The organism is Mesorhizobium sp. P2_D5 (assembly GCF_056404355.1).
Window position 1 is genome coordinate 437,948 of record NZ_JBFUEE010000003.1, and the last position, 15,462, is coordinate 453,409.

At 63.6% G+C, this 15,462-nt stretch carries 15 protein-coding genes; 8 read left to right on the plus strand and 7 right to left on the minus strand.

Translation table 11 applies throughout. From position 1 onward, the window contains the following. Nucleotides 1-124 precede the first annotated feature (124 nt). The 3 genes from AC1DYW_RS15355 to AC1DYW_RS15365 are packed head-to-tail and all read right to left on the minus strand — an operon-like array spanning nt 125 to nt 3,925. A complete protein-coding gene (locus AC1DYW_RS15355; RefSeq protein WP_477226780.1) occupies nt 125-2,383 on the minus strand; it encodes a xanthine dehydrogenase family protein molybdopterin-binding subunit in 2,259 nt (752 codons plus the stop codon). Continuing rightward, nucleotides 2,373-3,431, minus strand: a complete 1,059-nt coding sequence (locus AC1DYW_RS15360) for an FAD binding domain-containing protein (RefSeq protein ID WP_477226781.1) — start codon at nt 3,429-3,431, stop codon at nt 2,373-2,375. The genes AC1DYW_RS15355 and AC1DYW_RS15360 overlap by 11 nt, the downstream gene beginning before the upstream one ends. Continuing rightward, on the minus strand, nt 3,428-3,925 hold the full coding sequence (locus AC1DYW_RS15365; protein WP_477226782.1) for a (2Fe-2S)-binding protein: 498 nt from the start codon (nt 3,923-3,925) through the stop codon (nt 3,428-3,430). Before AC1DYW_RS15365 ends, AC1DYW_RS15360 begins: the two co-directional genes overlap by 4 nt. A gap of 288 nt (nt 3,926-4,213) precedes the next feature. On the opposite strand from AC1DYW_RS15365, the gene AC1DYW_RS15370 reads away from it, so the two are divergent. The 8 genes from AC1DYW_RS15370 to AC1DYW_RS15405 all read left to right on the plus strand — a co-directional run bounded on the left by AC1DYW_RS15370 (nt 4,214) and on the right by AC1DYW_RS15405 (nt 12,313). Next, complete coding sequence (locus AC1DYW_RS15370) at nt 4,214-4,834, plus strand: TetR/AcrR family transcriptional regulator (protein WP_477226783.1); 621 nt, start codon at nt 4,214-4,216, stop codon at nt 4,832-4,834. Nucleotides 4,835-4,982: 148 nt separating this feature from the next. Beyond that, complete coding sequence (locus AC1DYW_RS15375) at nt 4,983-5,735, plus strand: DeoR family transcriptional regulator (RefSeq protein ID WP_477226784.1); 753 nt, start codon at nt 4,983-4,985, stop codon at nt 5,733-5,735. Nucleotides 5,736-5,839: 104 nt separating this feature from the next. Next, nucleotides 5,840-7,417 (plus strand): sugar ABC transporter ATP-binding protein, encoded by a 1,578-nt coding sequence (locus AC1DYW_RS15380; RefSeq protein WP_477226785.1) that lies wholly within the window; start codon nt 5,840-5,842, stop codon nt 7,415-7,417. Further along, complete coding sequence (locus AC1DYW_RS15385) at nt 7,414-8,418, plus strand: ABC transporter permease (RefSeq protein WP_477226786.1); 1,005 nt, start codon at nt 7,414-7,416, stop codon at nt 8,416-8,418. Before AC1DYW_RS15380 ends, AC1DYW_RS15385 begins: the two co-directional genes overlap by 4 nt. An 80-nt stretch (nt 8,419-8,498) precedes the next feature. After that, nucleotides 8,499-9,656 (plus strand): substrate-binding domain-containing protein, encoded by a 1,158-nt coding sequence (locus AC1DYW_RS15390; protein WP_477226787.1) that lies wholly within the window; start codon nt 8,499-8,501, stop codon nt 9,654-9,656. 191 nt (nt 9,657-9,847) lie between these two features. After that, nucleotides 9,848-10,846, plus strand: a complete 999-nt coding sequence (locus AC1DYW_RS15395) for a bestrophin family protein (protein WP_477226788.1) — start codon at nt 9,848-9,850, stop codon at nt 10,844-10,846. Nucleotides 10,847-10,982: 136 nt separating this feature from the next. After that, on the plus strand, nt 10,983-11,456 hold the full coding sequence (locus AC1DYW_RS15400) for a carboxymuconolactone decarboxylase family protein (protein ID WP_095091770.1): 474 nt from the start codon (nt 10,983-10,985) through the stop codon (nt 11,454-11,456). Beyond that, on the plus strand, nt 11,456-12,313 hold the full coding sequence (locus tag AC1DYW_RS15405; protein ID WP_477226789.1) for a sigma-70 family RNA polymerase sigma factor: 858 nt from the start codon (nt 11,456-11,458) through the stop codon (nt 12,311-12,313). The genes AC1DYW_RS15400 and AC1DYW_RS15405 overlap by 1 nt, the downstream gene beginning before the upstream one ends. 96 nt (nt 12,314-12,409) lie before the next feature. Here AC1DYW_RS15405 and AC1DYW_RS15410 read toward each other — a convergent pair whose 3' ends face one another. The 4 genes from AC1DYW_RS15410 to AC1DYW_RS15425 all read right to left on the minus strand — a co-directional run bounded on the left by AC1DYW_RS15410 (nt 12,410) and on the right by AC1DYW_RS15425 (nt 15,086). Next, on the minus strand, nt 12,410-12,682 hold the full coding sequence (locus tag AC1DYW_RS15410) for a hypothetical protein (RefSeq protein ID WP_477226790.1): 273 nt from the start codon (nt 12,680-12,682) through the stop codon (nt 12,410-12,412). Between the two features lie 142 nt (nt 12,683-12,824). Then, nucleotides 12,825-13,829: a zinc-dependent alcohol dehydrogenase family protein gene (locus AC1DYW_RS15415; protein ID WP_477226791.1), complete on the minus strand. Its 1,005-nt coding sequence runs from the start codon at nt 13,827-13,829 to the stop codon at nt 12,825-12,827. Continuing rightward, complete coding sequence (locus AC1DYW_RS15420; RefSeq protein WP_477226792.1) at nt 13,826-14,101, minus strand: hypothetical protein; 276 nt, start codon at nt 14,099-14,101, stop codon at nt 13,826-13,828. The genes AC1DYW_RS15415 and AC1DYW_RS15420 overlap by 4 nt, the downstream gene beginning before the upstream one ends. Before the next feature lie 232 nt (nt 14,102-14,333). Further along, the gene (locus tag AC1DYW_RS15425; RefSeq protein ID WP_477226793.1) at nt 14,334-15,086 is read right to left on the minus strand and encodes a DUF899 domain-containing protein; all 753 of its coding nucleotides are present in this window, start codon (nt 15,084-15,086) and stop codon (nt 14,334-14,336) included. Between the last annotated feature and the right edge of the window lie 376 nt (nt 15,087-15,462).

A 15,462-nucleotide genomic window follows, 5' to 3' on the forward strand; every position in this document is an offset into this window, starting at 1 on the left:
GCAGGCAAGGACAGCCGGCAGACCTACCGGATCTCCCAGCTGTCCGTCCCTTCGCTTTCGCTCCGGGCATTCGTCGTTTGGAAAGCCAGGCAACTGGCCTTCTGTCCGCTACACGGATCACTCGTCATCCCAGCAGGTCCTCGATCCGGATTGGAAAGCGCCGGGAGCGCACGCCAGTTGCATGCCAGACCGCATTGGCGACGGCGCCAGCCGTGCCGGTGATGCCGATTTCGCCAACGCCTTTGATGCCGAGCGCGTTGACGTAAGGGTCGTCCTCGTGGACCAGCAGCGCCTCGACCGACGGCACGTCGGCATTCACCGGGACATGGTATTCGGCGAGGTTGGCGTTCTGGATACGGCCCGAGCGCCGGTCGGTGACGGCCTCCTCATGCAGCGCGAAGGAAACGCCCCAGATCATGCCGCCATAATACTGGCTGCGCACCAGCCGCGGATTGATGACCCGCCCGGCGGCGAAGGCACCGACCAGTCGGGTGACGCGGATCTGGCCGAAATCGGGATCGACCTTCACTTCGGCGAACACAGCGCCATGCGCGTGCATGGCATAGGCCTCCCGCGTCGACGGGTCTGGGGTTCCCGTGCCTCGCCCATCGATCTCGGCGAGCCCGGCACGGGCCAGGATCTCGCCATAGCTTTCACTGCGATTTTCGTCGTCGCGCCGGTAGAGGCGGCCGCCACGCGCCAGGACGCCCTCGTTGCCGGCGCCGAACAACGGCGAGGCTTCATGGCCGGTGGCGAGATCGGCGAGCCTGGCGATGACGGCGGCTCCGGCATTGTGGATCGCCATGCCGGCTGTTGCCGTATGGCCGGAGCCGCCGGCAATGCCTGCGTTGGGCAGGTCGGAGCTGCCGGCCCTGAAATCGACCAGGTCGATGTCGAGCCCCAGCCCGTCGGCGGCGATCTGGGCGAAGGCGGTCCAGGCGCCTTGCCCCATGTCCTGCGCGCCGGTCTCCATCAGGCCGCTGCCGTCGGCCCTCAGCACCCCACGCGCCTCAGCCTGGAACATGATCGCCGGAAAGGTCGCCGTGCCCATGCCCCAGCCGGTCAGAAAGCCATCCTTGTCCGGCATCTGGCGCGGCTGGAGCGGACGGCGCTGCCAACCGAAGCGCTCCGATGCCTGCGTGTAGCATTCGCGCAGCGCCTTGGACGAAAACGGCTTGCCAGTCATCGGCTCGACCTCGGCATAATTGCGCAGCCGAAACTCCAGCGGGTCCATGCCGCAGGCCGCGGCCGCCTCATCGATGGCGCTCTCCAGCGCGATCGAGCCGGTGGCTTCACCCGGGGCGCGCATGAACAGCGGCGTGCCCGTGTCCAGCCGCACCACCTCGTGCGAAGTGGCGATGGCCGGGCTGGCATAGAGCGTGTGCGAGGCATCGGCGGCCGGTTCGAAGAAATCGTCGAACGTGCTCGATGCGGTCTTGGCGTGATGGTCGATCGCTGTCAGCCGCCCTTCGCTGTCCATGCCCATGCGCAAGGTCTGGCGCGTTGGCGCGCGATGGCCGACTGGCCCGTACATCTGCTCGCGCCGCAGCACCAGCTTGACCGGACGACCGACGAGACGCGCCGCCAGAATGCCGAGCACCTGCGGCCCGGAGATCATGCCCTTGGAACCGAAGCCGCCACCCAGGAAAGGGCTGCGGATGTGGATATTTTGCGGTGCGATGCCGAACAGGCCAGCGATGCGGCCCTGTGCCATGGCGAGACCCTGGCTTGGCGTGTCGATCGACAGACTGTCGCCATCCCAGGCGGCGACGATCGCATGTGGTTCCATGGCGTTGTGGTACTGGGCCGGCGTCTCGTAGGTCGCCTCGATCCGCGTCGCCGCCGACTTGAGACCGGCCTCGACATCGCCCTTGTGGTGCACCGCAGGACTGCCGATGCCGACACCGCCCGGCACAAAGCTTTCGGCGCCGTCGAGGCCAACGCGCGCCGGCTGCGCTTCATAGCGCGGCGACAGCAGTGCTGCTCCTTCGGTCGCCGCCTCCAGCGTTTCGGCGATCACCACGGCGATGGTCTGGTTCGGGTAGCGGATACGATCGTTCTGCAACAGGTCGAGCCGGAACATGAAGGGATTGTTCTTGGCATCCGGATCGGTGGCGAGTGGCGGCCGGTTCTGAGGCGTCATCACCTCGACCACGCCCTCGTGCGCCTTGGCCGCCCTGACATCCAGTGAAGCAACGCGGCCGCGTGCGATGCTGCTGACGGCCAGTACTGCGTAGAGCATGCCGGGCGGATGATTGTCGGCGGCGTAACGGGCGGCACCGGTGACCTTGAGAAAACCATCGCGGCGGGTCAGCGGCTGGCCGATGCTGGAGCCCTGCCGGAGATGGGCGGGTTGTTGATTGAGGCTGAGTTCAAGCGTCATGGCGCACTCCGGGAATGGAGGAAAATGGGGAGGCAGGAAGGGCTGGCAGCCGTCCAGGCGTTCCCGCCAGGGCAGACATCAGAGCCCTGACTACGATGCGGCGCGCGAGTTCGATCTTGAACGCATTGTCGCCGGAGGGACTGGCATCGGCCAATGCGGCGTCCGCCGCACGGACGAAGCTCGTCTCGTCGGCATCGGCGCCAAGCAGGACCGCTTCCGCCGAACGCGCCCGCCATGGCTTGGCCGCTACCCCGCCCAGTGCCAACCGCGCCTGGCGGATCTTGCCGCCTTCGACGACAAGGGCAGCGGCGGCCGAGACAACAGCGAAGGCATAGGAGGTGCGCTCGCGTACCTTGAGATAGCGGGCATTGGCGGAGAAGGAGGCGGCCTCCGCCGGCAGGCGCACCCCAACGATCAGGTCGCCGGGCTCCAGCCCATTCTCCCGCTGCGGCGTCTCGCCGGGAAGCCGGTGGAATTCCTCCAGCGTCACATGACGCCGGCCCTTCTTGCCCTCGATCTCGACCACGGCGTCGAGCGCCACCAGCGGCACGCAGAAGTCCGATGGATGCGTGGCGATGCAGGCGTCGCTCCAGCCGAGCACGGCATGCAGCCGGTTCTCGCCACCCAGCGCGTCGCAGCCCGCGCCCGGCTCGCGCTTGTTGCAGGCGCTGGCGGTGTCGTAGAAATAGCTGCAGCGCGTGCGCTGCAGCAGATTGCCGCCGACGGTGGCGGCATTGCGAAGCTGAGCCGAGGCGCCCGACAGCAAGGCCTCCGCCACCGCCGGATAGGATCTGGCGAACTCTGGATCATGAGCGAGGTCAGCATTGCGCACCAGCGCGCCGATGCGCAGGCCGCCATCGGCCAGCCGCTCAATGCGGTTGAGCTCCGGCAGGCGCGAGATGTCGACGATACGCTCGGGGCTGGTGACGCCGCCCTTCATCAGGTCAAGCAGGTTGGTGCCGCCGGCGAGATAGGCTGAACCCGGCTCGGCCGCCGCCGCAATGGCGTCGGGAATGGTGGTGGGCCTGATATAATCGAAGTTCTTCACGCCGCGGTCCTCCGGTCGGCCTTGGCCAGTTGTTCCTGGGCTTCCAGGACGGCCTCGACGATGCCGCCATAGGCAGCGCAACGGCAGAGATTGCCGCTCATGCCCTCGCGGATGCGCTCGGGATCGTCGCCGGCTTGCGCCTCGGCGATCAGACCGAGCGTGCTCATGATCTGACCCGGCGTGCAGAAACCGCATTGGAAGCCGTCATGGGCGATGAAGGCGGCCTGCACCGGATGCAGGTCTTCACCATGGGAGACACCCTCGATGGTCAAGACCTTGGCGCCGTCATGGCTGACGGCAAGCGCCAGGCAGGAGTTGATGCGCTTGTCATCGACCAGTACCGTGCAAGCGCCGCACTGGCCGCGGTCGCAGCCCTTCTTGGTGCCGGTGAGCTCAAGCCGCTCGCGCAGCAGGTCAAGCAGTGTGACGCGTGGATCGACCTCCAGTTCGTATCGGTGTCCGTTTATGGTGAGAGCGAGGGGAAGGCTGGTCATGGGCGTCTGGCTCCAATTGCTTGACGCGAATGGGAATGATCTGGTGCCTTGCTGGGGAAGAGCAAGGTTACCTTGCGGTCAGGTTGGGTAGTCTCCCCGTATGGGGGAGATAGCACTCATCGGTCTTCACCGACCTCCAGCGGGCGGGGGAGGCTACTTTCAGCACGTGACATACCGGTTCGCCTTATTATATGATAAAGCTGCTCCACTAAAGCGGAGGCGCCTCCGTTTATTACGTGGGGGCTGACCCGGCCGGGTTCAAGCCCCCGACACGACGTGGAGAAAAAATTGACTGCCGAGCCGTCCGTGATTGCTGAAGACAAGTCCGAAGAGGCCAAGCCGCTGCGCGCCGATGCGCAGCGCAACCGTGACAGGCTGGTCGAGGTGGCGGCCGCCGTCTTTGCCGAGCGTGGCATCGACGCCTCGCTGGAGGAGATCGCGCGCCGAGCCGGCGTCGGTATCGGTACGCTCTACCGGCATTTTCCGACCCGCGAGCACCTGGTCGAGGTGGTCTACCGGCGCGAGGCTGAGGGACTGTGCGCGGCTGCTGGCGAACTCGCCGGAAAATACCCGTCCGATGTCGCGCTGGAACAGTGGATGCAGCGCTTCGTCGACTACATCGCCACCAAGCGAGGCCTGGCGACCAGCCTGCGCATCCTGCTGACCACCAATTCGACGCTGTTCTCCGACACGTCGGGCCGGGTCTCGCAGGCCTTGCGGCAACTGGTCGAGGCGGCGGTGGGCGAGGGCACGATCCGCGGCGATGTCGACGCTTCCGACGTGCTGCACGCACTGTCGGGCATCTATTCGGCACCCGACACCCCGCAATGGCGCGACCGCTCACGCCGGCTGGTGTCGCTGCTGATGGACGGTCTGCGGTTCGGGGCGTGGAAATCCGCCAAGGCCTGATCCTCTGCGCGATCGGTCCAGGGCAGGCGACAGCCCTGTAGCAGACATGTCCGTTGGTCATGTCAGGCGGATTCGCACACCGCGCTTGCAACTGAGTGAGAGCGGTTGTTAAATTCCTCACATTTCAGGTGACCGACAGGCCTAACGCATGACTGCTCGCAAAGCGCAAAGGACAGCCCGGCTGATCCATCTGCTATCGGAACGGCGGGTTATCCATCTGAGCGAAGCGGCAACGCTGCTCGGCGTCTCGGAGATGACGGTGCGGCGTGACATCGCCACCAATCAGGGGCAGATCGCCTTTCTCGGCGGACATATATTGGCGGCGGCCGAGATCGATACCGACGCTCCTTACGAACTGGCGACCGCGGCCGACAGCCATGCGGCGGCGAAGCGCGAAGCCTGCGCACACGCGGTGCGGAAGATACGGCCCGACGAGACGATCTTCATCGATTGCGGCACGACGCTGATCCATCTGATCGACCTCATTCCCGATGATTATCGAATAACGGCAATATGTTACGCCATGAATGTCGCGGAACGCCTGACCCGCAAGGCCAATGTGACGATCATCATGCTGGGTGGCGTGTATCATCCGGCTTCGGCGTCTTTCTCGGGCACGCATGACTTCGACATTTTGAAGAGCGTCGGCATCAATGCAGCCTTCCTGTCGGCCGCCGGCGTCGATGCCAAACGTGGCGCCACCTGCGAGCATTTCCACGAGGCGGTGGTGAAGCAGAAGGTGATGGACCTGGCGCGCGAAAACTACCTCGTCGTTGACAGCAGCAAGATCGGCAAGCTCAAGCGCGCCTTCTTCGCGCCGATGGACGGTTTCGACGCCGTCATCACCGAACATGGGGAGGTAGGGCCGGAATCATTCCAACTGCCGCCTGACTCCGTTTGACATTTCGTTGGCCTGATGGAAAAGTCACAAAAAAAGTAAGAGAAGTCTCAAAAGACAATCTCGATCGGGTAGGGGACGCGTCAAGGGAAGGAAATGCAGGCGTCATGATCGAACAGTGTTCGATTTCGCCATCGTCCGGGACTCCCTTGCTGCGCGTCGAGGGCGTCAGCAAGCGGTTCGGCGGTGTCAATGCGCTGCGCGGCGTCAGTCTCGAAATCAAATCCGGTGAAGTGCACGCCCTGCTTGGTGAAAACGGGGCCGGCAAATCGACGCTCATCAAGATTCTAAGCGGCGTGCATGTGCATGATGGCGGCTCGATCGCGATCAATGGCGAGCCTGTCTCGTTCGCTTCACCCGCCCAGTCGCGTGATGCCGGCGTGGCGGTGGTCTACCAGGATCTGAGCCTGGTCGAATCGCTTTCGGTTGCCGACAATCTGATGCTGGGACGAGAGCCGAAGACCCGCTTCGGCTTCCTGAAAAAACGCCAGTTGGTGGCGCAGGCCGAAGCCTTCCTCAAGTCACAGAACATCCCGCTCGATGCCCGTGCCATGGTCGGGTCGCTGCCCTTTGCCTATCGCCAGATGACCGAGATCGCCAAGGCGCTGATGGGCGACGTTCGCCTGCTCATCCTCGACGAGCCGACCTCGGCGCTGACCGACGATGAAGAGAAGATCCTGTTCGAGGCGATCCGTGCTGTTGCCGCGCGGGGCGTCGGGGTGATCTACGTCACGCATCGCCTCAATGAGGTCTTCCGGATTTCGAACCGGGTGACCGTATTCCGCGACGGGCAGAACGCCGGAACATTTATCACGTCGCAGACCAATATGAGGCAATTGGTCGGCGCGATCGTCGGGTCGGATCACGCCGTCCTGAAGGCGGACAGCATGGCAGCCGGGCAAAGCGTGCCGTCCTCGGCTCGCCCTGGTTCACCGGAAACGCCCGTGCTCGAATTGAAGGGTATCAGCAATGACAGGCTGGACCGGACCAATCTTGAACTGCGCAGCGGCGAAATCCATGGCCTTGCCGGCCTGATCGGCAGCGGACGGACCGAAATCCTGCAGACGATCTTCGGGCTGCTGCCCGTCCAGTCGGGCGATGCCAGCCTCGACGGCGTTTCGCTGAACGGAACCGATCCGGCCGCGGCGATACGGCGAGGCATCGCACTGGTGCCGGAGGACCGGCACGTCCAGGGCCTGGTCCTCGAACATTCGATCGAGCGCAACCTGACCCTGCCACGGTTGCCGTATTTCTCGCGCCTCGGCTGGTTGCAGCGCCGCTCGGCGAGTGAGCAGGCCGACGCCGCCATGCACCGGCTGGCCGTCAAGGCGCCAGGCGCATCGACCATGGTGAAGAACCTGTCCGGCGGCAACCAGCAGAAGGTCGTGTTCGGCAAATGGAACGAGCCACGGCCGCGCGTGCTTCTGCTCGACGAGCCGACGGTTGGTGTCGATGTCGGTGCGCGCGAGGAGATTTACGGCGTCATTCGTGCCGCAGCGGCGGCGGGAAGCGGTGTGCTGCTGGTGTCTTCGGATCTTTCCGAACTGCTTCAGCTCTGCGACCGCGTCTCGATCGTCGTCGATGGCACGATCACGAAGACGATCTCGAAACAGGAGTTCGGCAGCGCCGAGGATCTCCATCACCTCATTCAACTTTCGCAGCCATCGCAAGAGCACGCGGCATGACCGAAACCCAAAGCCCGGCAAATCCACCAGTGGCAAGGGGGGCAGCCGCCAACCAGACAGGCGGTCGCTCGGCGCTGCGGCATCTGCTTCAGGGCGAGCGTCCCTATATGCTCTACATCGCCTTCGCCATCATGCTGATCGTCTTCAGCCTGGCGTCGCCCTGGTTCCTGTCGATCGACAATTTTCTCAACATCGGCCGCCAGACGACGCTGGTCTCGATCATTGCCGTCGGCATGACGTTCGTCATCATCTCCAGGCAGATCGACCTGTCCGTCGCCTCGACGCTGGCGCTTTCGGGCATGAGTGCGTCGCTGGCCATGGCTTTCGTCGCCAACAACTGGGTTGTCGGCGCGCTGGCGGGATTGGGCACCGGGGCGCTGATCGGGCTGATCAACGGCGTCTTGACCACCCGCCTCGAAATCCCGTCCTTCCTGGTGACGCTGGGCACGTTGAGCGGCGCGCGCGGTCTGGCGCTGATGGTCACCAACACCAAGCCGGTCATCATCACCAACGATTATTATTTCGCGATCTTCGGCGAAGGCTCGGTGCTGGGCATCCCGGCGCCGATCCTGTGGACGCTTGGCGTCACGATCGCAGGCATCCTGCTGCTCCAATACAGCGTCTACGGGCGGCGCGTCTATGCGGCGGGCGGCAACCCGACGGCCGCACTCTATTCCGGCGTCCATATCAAGCAGGTCACCACGCTGGCCTTCGTGCTGACCGGGACGCTCGCCGGGCTGGCATCGCTGATCCTGTCGGCGCGTTCGCACGCGGCACGGCCCGATGTCGTGCAAGGCATGGAGCTCGATGTCATCGCCTCGGTGATCCTCGGCGGCTGCAGCCTGTTCGGCGGTCGCGGTTTCGTGCTGGGCACGCTGCTCGGCAGCTTGATCATCGGCACGCTCAACAATGGGCTGGTGCTGCTTGGCGTCAGCTCGTCGCTGCAACTCGTCATCAAGGGAGCAATCATCGTCGCCGCGGTCGCCTTCACGAGGAGGTAAGGCGCGCGCCCGCGGATTTCAGCAGAAAATTGCCGGCTCCAAACGGCACCAGAGACGTCAACGATCAACGGAGGAAAGTCATGAAGCACTCGGCACGAATCCACTCGCTTTTCCTAGGATTGAGCATCGCCGCCAGCGCGTTCGCGCTCTCGACATCCCTAAGCTCGGCGCAAACGCCGGAAACCTGCGTTACCGGCGTCGACATGGCCACGCTCGGTCCCAAGGGCATTGTCGGCCAGGGCCCGCACGGTGAAAAGGCAGCCTCGCCCGACGAGTTGAAGTTGAGCGACGACGAAGCCGCCAAGGTCAAGGCCGGCAAGTTCAAGGTCGGCATTTCCATGCAGACGGTGAACCTCGACTGGTCGCAACTGCAGGTGCAAGGCATCAGCGAAACGCTGGCCAAGTATGGCGTGACCGTGACCGGCGTCGCGTCCGCCGAATATCAGGTCGACAAGCAGATCGCCGATATCGAGAACACCATCCAACAGCATCCCGACGGCATCATTTCCATCCCGGTCGACTTCACTGCGACGGCGCCGACCTACAAGAAGGTGGGCGAGGCCGGCATCAAGCTGGTGTTCATGGACAGCATCCCGGTTGGCCTCGAATCTCCAAAGGATTTTGCCTCGATGATCTCGGCCGACAGCCAGGGCAACGGCCAGATCGCGGCGCAGATCCTGTCTTCCTGCATGCCGAAGGGCGGCACGATCGGCCTGGTGAATTTCGGCGTCGACTATTTCAGCACCAACGAGCGCACCAAGGGCGTCGGCGAGTGGATGAAGAAGAACCGGCCCGACATCGTCATGAAGCAGGTCGATTTCACCGATCCCTCCAAGGTGTCGCAGATCGCCGGCGACTTCCTCACCGGCAATCCCGATGTGAAGGGCCTGTTTGCGGTGTGGGATCAGCCGGCGCTCGACACGCTGTCGTCGATGCGCGCGCAAGGCATCGACATTCCGATCACCACTGTCGATCTCGGCCTGCAGTCGGCGATCGAAATCGCCAAGGGTGGGCCGCTGAAGGCAACCGGTTCGCAGCGCCCCTATGACCAGGGCGTCGCCGAAGCGCTGGCGATGATGAAGGCGCTGATCGGTGAACCCACGCCCGCCTGGGTCGGCGTCCAGTCCTTGCCGGTCGTGCAGTCCAACGTGCTGGAGTCCTTCAAGACCGTGTTCCACAAGGATCCGCCGGCCGAACTGGTCGACGCCTGCAACAGCGCCAAGCCGAAGTGCAATTGAGGTAGGTGAAAGGCCATGGGCACGGGGCGACCCCGTGCCCATGTGTTTTGGTAAGATTGGACGCGACGCGCTTTGGGAAATCGGCCTCGCAACAGTCGGCCTCATGCCAAGACGGCCATTCATGGTGAGCAAACGGTATGCTAGGCGTGATGGCTTGATTCGCTTGTCGTCCACGCTTTCGAGGGCACCCGATGTATGTAGGCCGTTCCTACAAGGTGGTAGATTTCGCTCTCTGGTCGCGGGGCAGTGTCATCTACATGGTGGTTGTGAGCGCACTGGCCGTGGCGGCCTACCGTGTGCCGGGCATCGCCGGGTTTTCGGTGCCATGGTCGGTCGTGCTCGTGCTCGGCACCACCGTGTCACTCGTTGCCGGGTTCAAGAATTCACAGGTATTCACCCGCAGCAGTGAAGCGCTGCAAGCCTTTGCGCAAATTACAGCCAGCAGCCGGTTGTGGTCCAATTTCTGCAGGGACTTCAACGATGTGCCGACAGCCAGGCAACTCATCTACCGCCATCTCGCCTGGTTGACGGCCCTGCGGTTCGCCCTGCGGCGGCCGATGCCGTGGGAATCCATGGGGCGGGCGGCCAATGTCGAATTCCGGCGGCGTTACCATATCCAGGAGGATGCGGGCTCGATCGCCGACGAACTGCGTCCGCTGTTGGGAGAACAAGCCGACGACGTCCTGAAGTCGCCTCGTCCAGCGCTGATCCTGCTTGAAATGCAATCGGTCCAGGTCAATGCGTTGTTCAAGGAGGCCAAAATCCCTCCGCAGGTCTATGTCGAACTCATCAAGCTGATCCGCGACTTCCATGATCAGCAGGCGCGCTGCGACCGCATCAAGAACAATCCATATCCCCGGCAATACGCCATCGTCAGTTCCTTGTTCGTCATGATCTTTTGCACCTTGCTGCCATTTGGCGTGGTTCCAGTCTTTGCCGACATGGGCAAATTGGGTGGCGCACTCGGCCCGATCGCGATCTGGCTCACGATCCCCTTCAGCACACTCCTGGGGTGGGCATACATGTCTCTCGACCAGGTCGGCGAGAGCAGTGCCAACCCTTTCGAGGGCAACGCCAACGATGTTCCGATCTCGCAAATCTGTCGCGACATCGAGATCGAACTGCGCACCGGGCTTGGTGAGGTTGACCTCCCCAAGCCATTGCTGCCAGTCAACGATATCGCGACCTAGGCAAGCGTCGCCGACGCCCGATACCAGGTGCGGGGGGCGATCTCTCGCGCTGGTTGGCGATAAAAACCTGGCGTGAATGTCACACGGGCGGATCCTGACTCGTCATGAGGTCGGCACCAACAGAAGGAAGCCAATCATGACCGCAAAACTTGATCTCTTCGCCGCTGCCCCCTCGCTGATGAAGGAATGGCAGCGCGCATCCTTCGCCATTTCCTCCAGCCTCGAGCCCAGCCTGGCCGAGCTTGTGAAGATCCGTGCATCGCAGATCAACGGCTGCGCCAACTGCCTCAACATGCATACGGTGTTTGCACGCGAGGACGGCGAAACCGAGCAGCGCATCTACCTGCTGTCGGCATGGCGCGAGGCGCCTTGCTACACCGACCGTGAACGCGCCGCGCTCGGCTGGACCGAGGCGCTGACGCGGATTTGCGAAGGCCATACGCACGAAAGCGCCTATGAGGCCCTGGAGGCCGAATTCACGCCCGAGGAGCAGGTCAAGCTCACCTTGATGATCAATGTGATCAACGGCTACAACCGCCTTGCGGTTGGGTTCGGTGGCTGGGCCGATCCGGCGGCGATAAGATCCGCGGCCAAGGCGGCGGCAGCCTGATGACGGGCGCAGGGACCGAGAATGCGGCGACGGCCTTCGATCCGCTGCGTCCGACGTTGATGCGCGTCGCCTACCGCATGCTTGGCTCCATGGCGGATGCCGAGGATGTCGTGCAGGAGGCCTTCATCCGCTGGATGAGGGCCGACCGCGGCGAGGTGCGCGAGCCCGCGGCATTCCTGCGCCGCACCGTCACGCGGCTTTGCCTGGACCAGCTCAAATCCGCGCGCCGCCAGCGCGAGACTTATGTCGGCCCCTGGCTTCCCGATCCCGTCGTGGAAGAGGACGAAGTGGAAGACGTCACCCTGCCAATGATGCTGGTGCTGGAACGTCTTTCGCCGCTCGAGCGGGCGGCCTTTCTGCTGCACGATGTGTTCGGGCTGGGATTCGACGAGGTCGCCGCCGCCATCCAGCGCGAACCCGCCGCCTGCCGTCAGCTCGCTGCCCGCGCGCGTACTCATGTCCGCCAGGCGAGACCGCGTTTCAAGGTGGAAAAGCAACGCGGCCTAGAACTGGCCGAGGCCTTCTTCGCTGCCTCGCGCAGCGGCAACATGAAGGCGCTTGGCGCGATGCTGTCGGCCGATGTCAGCGCCCATGCCGATGGCGGCGGGAAGCGTCCGGCAGCCACGGAAGTGGTCCTGGGGTTCGATGCCGTGATGCAGCAATACGAGCGTGTGGCGGAATGGCTGCAGAAGAACGCCTCGACGCTTGTTCGTGTCGGTTTCGTCAATGGACTGCCCGGCTTCATCACGCTGGAAGCCGATGGCGAACTGCAGACGACCGCACTCGACATCGAGGACGGAAAGATCGCGGCAATCTATGTGGTGCGCAACCCCGACAAACTCCGCCACTTGCATTAAAGCGCGTCGCGTTGAAACGGATTCAGGCGACGCGCATCACGCCTTTGTCTTTACGGATGTCGTTGCCCCAACCGGACCACTTTTAGGCGACATGCATTAACCCTTGGCTTCGACCAGGATCACCAGTGATTCCGGCACCACGCCATCGTAGACCATCGCGTCAGCGGCTTTCTGGCTCTGCATCATTGTCGCAAGGGCATCCATGTCCGGGACGTCCATCATCAAGGCCACTCGTTTCGGATTCTGCGGATCGACGAACGTGCGGATGTTGGTGATCCCAAGGGCGCCGAAAAGCTCCTTGCGCTTGGGTGAACTGAGCCAGTGGTTGCTGTCCTTCGTGATGTTGTGATGGCCAATTACGGTTGGCATGGCATCCTCCCCAAGGCGACGCCGGCGGTCGATATCGCCCGCCTGTTGTGCGATCCACCTGTTCAGCCAGTCAGCGCCGTTTCCTCCGGGCTGTCAATTAGCTGTTGCTGATGGATGTGCGGTGATGCCGCTTTCGGGGCGCTCAAAGTTCGAGGCAGACCTTGCCGAAATGCCGTTGGGATTCGTAGTGCGTGAAGGCACCGGCGATGTCCTCAAGCGCCAAACTGCGGTCGATGATGGGCTTCAGACGGTTGACCTCTATGGCCCGGATCATATCCTCCTGGTCCGCCCTGCTGCCGATCGAGATCCCGCTGATGCGGATTTGGTTCGAAAACAGGGCCGGGATCGACATTTCCGCCGCAAAGCCGGTCAGGACGCCGATCAGCGCAATATGGCCGCCCGTCCGGCAGGCCGCTATCGACTGCGTCAGCGTTGCGGGGCCGCCGACCTCGATCACGTGATCGATACCGCGGCCGTCCGTCAAATCCCGGGCCTTTTGGCCCCAGTCCGGCACGGCCTTGTAGTTGATGACGGCGTCGGCGCCGAGGCGCCCGAGCCTTTCCAGCTTCTGCTCGTCGGAAGACGTGGCGATGACCCGGGCGCCGGCGGCTTTGGCAAATTGCAACGCGAACAGCGATACGCTGCCCGTGCCGAGGACCAGCACGGTGTCGCCGGGTTTCACCTTGCCGCACACAACCAGGCCGCGCCAGGCGGTGACGCCGGTGCAGGTGAGCGTTGCCGCCTCCACATGCGTGTAGTCCACCGGGGCCTTGGTGAAGGCGTGCGCCGGCATGCACACATACTCGCTGGCAAAGCCGTCGAAACTTTCTCCCGGTATGTCGCGCCTGGTCGCAGGCGTCATGTCACCGCCCAGCCACCAGGGGTAGAAGGTGCTGACGACGCTGTCTCCAGCCTTGAACGCATCGACATCGTCACCGATTTCGATCACCTCGCCCGCGCCATCGGACAGCGGAACGCGGCCGTCGGCGAGCGGCATCTTGCCTTGAACGACGAAATCGTCACGCAGGTTCAACGAGCAGGCCCGGATCCTGACCAGCACGTCACCCGGTCCTGTCTGAGGACGGTCTTCCTCCACCAGTTCGAGGTTGCCCAAGCCACCCGGCGCTCTCAGCCTGACCAGTTTCATTGCCGGACCGGCCGGCCGGACATCACCCTCAGCCACGGCGCCAGGTGGAAGGCACTCATCAGGAGATACATCACCGGCATGCTGGTCAGCGGCGAAGCGTTCGCACCCATGCACAGGATAGCCGCATCGCCATTCTGAATGCAGTTGAACAGCGCCATCAGGGCGAAGGTGGGTGCCGCGGCGAGGCACAGCCAGTCGGCGAGGCCAGGGGTGGTCGGGTTTGTGTCTTCAGCAGGGATCGCGCCGCTGGCACCGGTATGGATATCGCTCATGGTCCTTTTCCCTTGATGGTTGTGCCTTGGTGCGTGCGACCTGCTCGCCAGGACTTGGGTTCCTCGCCCCCACGAAAGTGGGGGAGAGGTGGCTCGGCGTAGCCGAGACGGAGAGGGGGAATCGCGCTCTACGAAGGCCCCCTCTCCGGCCGCTTCGCGGCCCCCTCTCCCCCGCCTTTGGCGGGGGCGAGGAACCCAAGCTGGATACCTGCCGGACACTCTCAGCAGATCCTTACTGGCCGTCCTTGTCCCTGAATGCCGCTTCGCCGGCAGCCGACACTTCTGCCCATTTCTGGTCGGGCGCGGCATCGTAGTTGTCGTGCCAGTTCCACCAGCTGTAGAGCGCGGTCTGCGGATAGCCTTCGGGCGAGTCTTCCCAGATCTCCTGGCGGCCGAGCGGCGTTGCGTCGAGGTAGCTCCACACGGTGCCCATGGCCTCGTCGCCACGGCTGTTGATGAAATAGGTGCGGAATACCCGGTCGCCGTCATGGATGAACACGTTGTGGCCGTGCCATTCGTCGACGCCGAAGTCTTTGTCGAAGCTGTCGGTGATGGTGTACCAGGGCATCTCCCAGCCCATCCGCTTCTTCAGCCGCGCAATGTCGGCCTGCGGTGCGCGCGAGGCATAGGCAAGCGTGGTGTTGCGGGCGTTGAGGTGGGCGAGATGGCCGACCTGATCGGCACCCAGCGAACAGCCACGGCATGCGTGATCGGGCCAGCCATGGACCCCCGGCTCGAAGAAGGCGCGGTAGACGATCAGCTGGCGGCGGCCTTCGAACAAATCGAGCAGGCTCGCTTTGCCATTCGGCCCGTCGAACACATAAGCCTTGTCCACTTCCATCCACGGCATGCGCCGGCGCTCGGCGGCCAGCGCGTCCTTGGCGCGCAGTGTGGCCTTCTCCTTCACCAGCAGTTCTTCGCGCGCGGCTTCCCACGCCTGCTGTGAAACGATTGGTGGGGTCTTCATTGCGGTGTGCTTGGTCATTGCTCGTCTCCTTTGTCAGTCTGTCGCGCCAGCGCGGCGCGTTGTTGCTTGCGGATCGTGAGGCAGGGTATGGCGATGAAACGCCGCGGTGGGAGTTACAAGTGTGACGGGATTTGAATGGGCAGGCCCGCCGCAGCAGGGGTGGCGCCCGGCGCGCTCGACCGTGTCGTTCGTCGCGAGGAGAGGCAGATCGTCGGAGTCAGGCATTGTCGTTTGTCCTATATGAGATGCTTAGTATCTATATCTGAGATGCTCAGGCTAACGAGTGCCGATATTAGCGTCAACGGCGGCTACGGCGCCCTTCGCCTGTCCTGATGGCTAGGTCATCATCCAAGTCATTGCTGTTTTCCCTGGTGTGCCGCCTGTTGCCGATACG

Bases quoted from the DNA above. Each gene is read 5' to 3' on its own strand.
- AC1DYW_RS15385 (WP_477226786.1), top strand. From the start codon at position 7,414: ATGACCGAAACCCAAAGCCCGGCAAATCCACCAGTGGCAAGGGGGGCA.
- AC1DYW_RS15365 (WP_477226782.1), bottom strand. From the start codon at position 3,925: ATGACCAGCCTTCCCCTCGCTCTCACCATAAACGGACACCGATACGAA.
- AC1DYW_RS15400 (WP_095091770.1), top strand. From the start codon at position 10,983: ATGACCGCAAAACTTGATCTCTTCGCCGCTGCCCCCTCGCTGATGAAG.
- AC1DYW_RS15405 (WP_477226789.1), top strand. From the start codon at position 11,456: ATGACGGGCGCAGGGACCGAGAATGCGGCGACGGCCTTCGATCCGCTG.
- AC1DYW_RS15390 (WP_477226787.1), top strand. From the start codon at position 8,499: ATGAAGCACTCGGCACGAATCCACTCGCTTTTCCTAGGATTGAGCATC.
- AC1DYW_RS15395 (WP_477226788.1), top strand. From the start codon at position 9,848: ATGTATGTAGGCCGTTCCTACAAGGTGGTAGATTTCGCTCTCTGGTCG.
- AC1DYW_RS15415 (WP_477226791.1), bottom strand. From the start codon at position 13,829: ATGAAACTGGTCAGGCTGAGAGCGCCGGGTGGCTTGGGCAACCTCGAA.
- AC1DYW_RS15410 (WP_477226790.1), bottom strand. From the start codon at position 12,682: ATGCCAACCGTAATTGGCCATCACAACATCACGAAGGACAGCAACCAC.
- AC1DYW_RS15420 (WP_477226792.1), bottom strand. From the start codon at position 14,101: ATGAGCGATATCCATACCGGTGCCAGCGGCGCGATCCCTGCTGAAGAC.
- AC1DYW_RS15375 (WP_477226784.1), top strand. From the start codon at position 4,983: ATGACTGCTCGCAAAGCGCAAAGGACAGCCCGGCTGATCCATCTGCTA.
- AC1DYW_RS15380 (WP_477226785.1), top strand. From the start codon at position 5,840: ATGATCGAACAGTGTTCGATTTCGCCATCGTCCGGGACTCCCTTGCTG.
- AC1DYW_RS15355 (WP_477226780.1), bottom strand. From the start codon at position 2,383: ATGACGCTTGAACTCAGCCTCAATCAACAACCCGCCCATCTCCGGCAG.
- AC1DYW_RS15425 (WP_477226793.1), bottom strand. From the start codon at position 15,086: ATGACCAAGCACACCGCAATGAAGACCCCACCAATCGTTTCACAGCAG.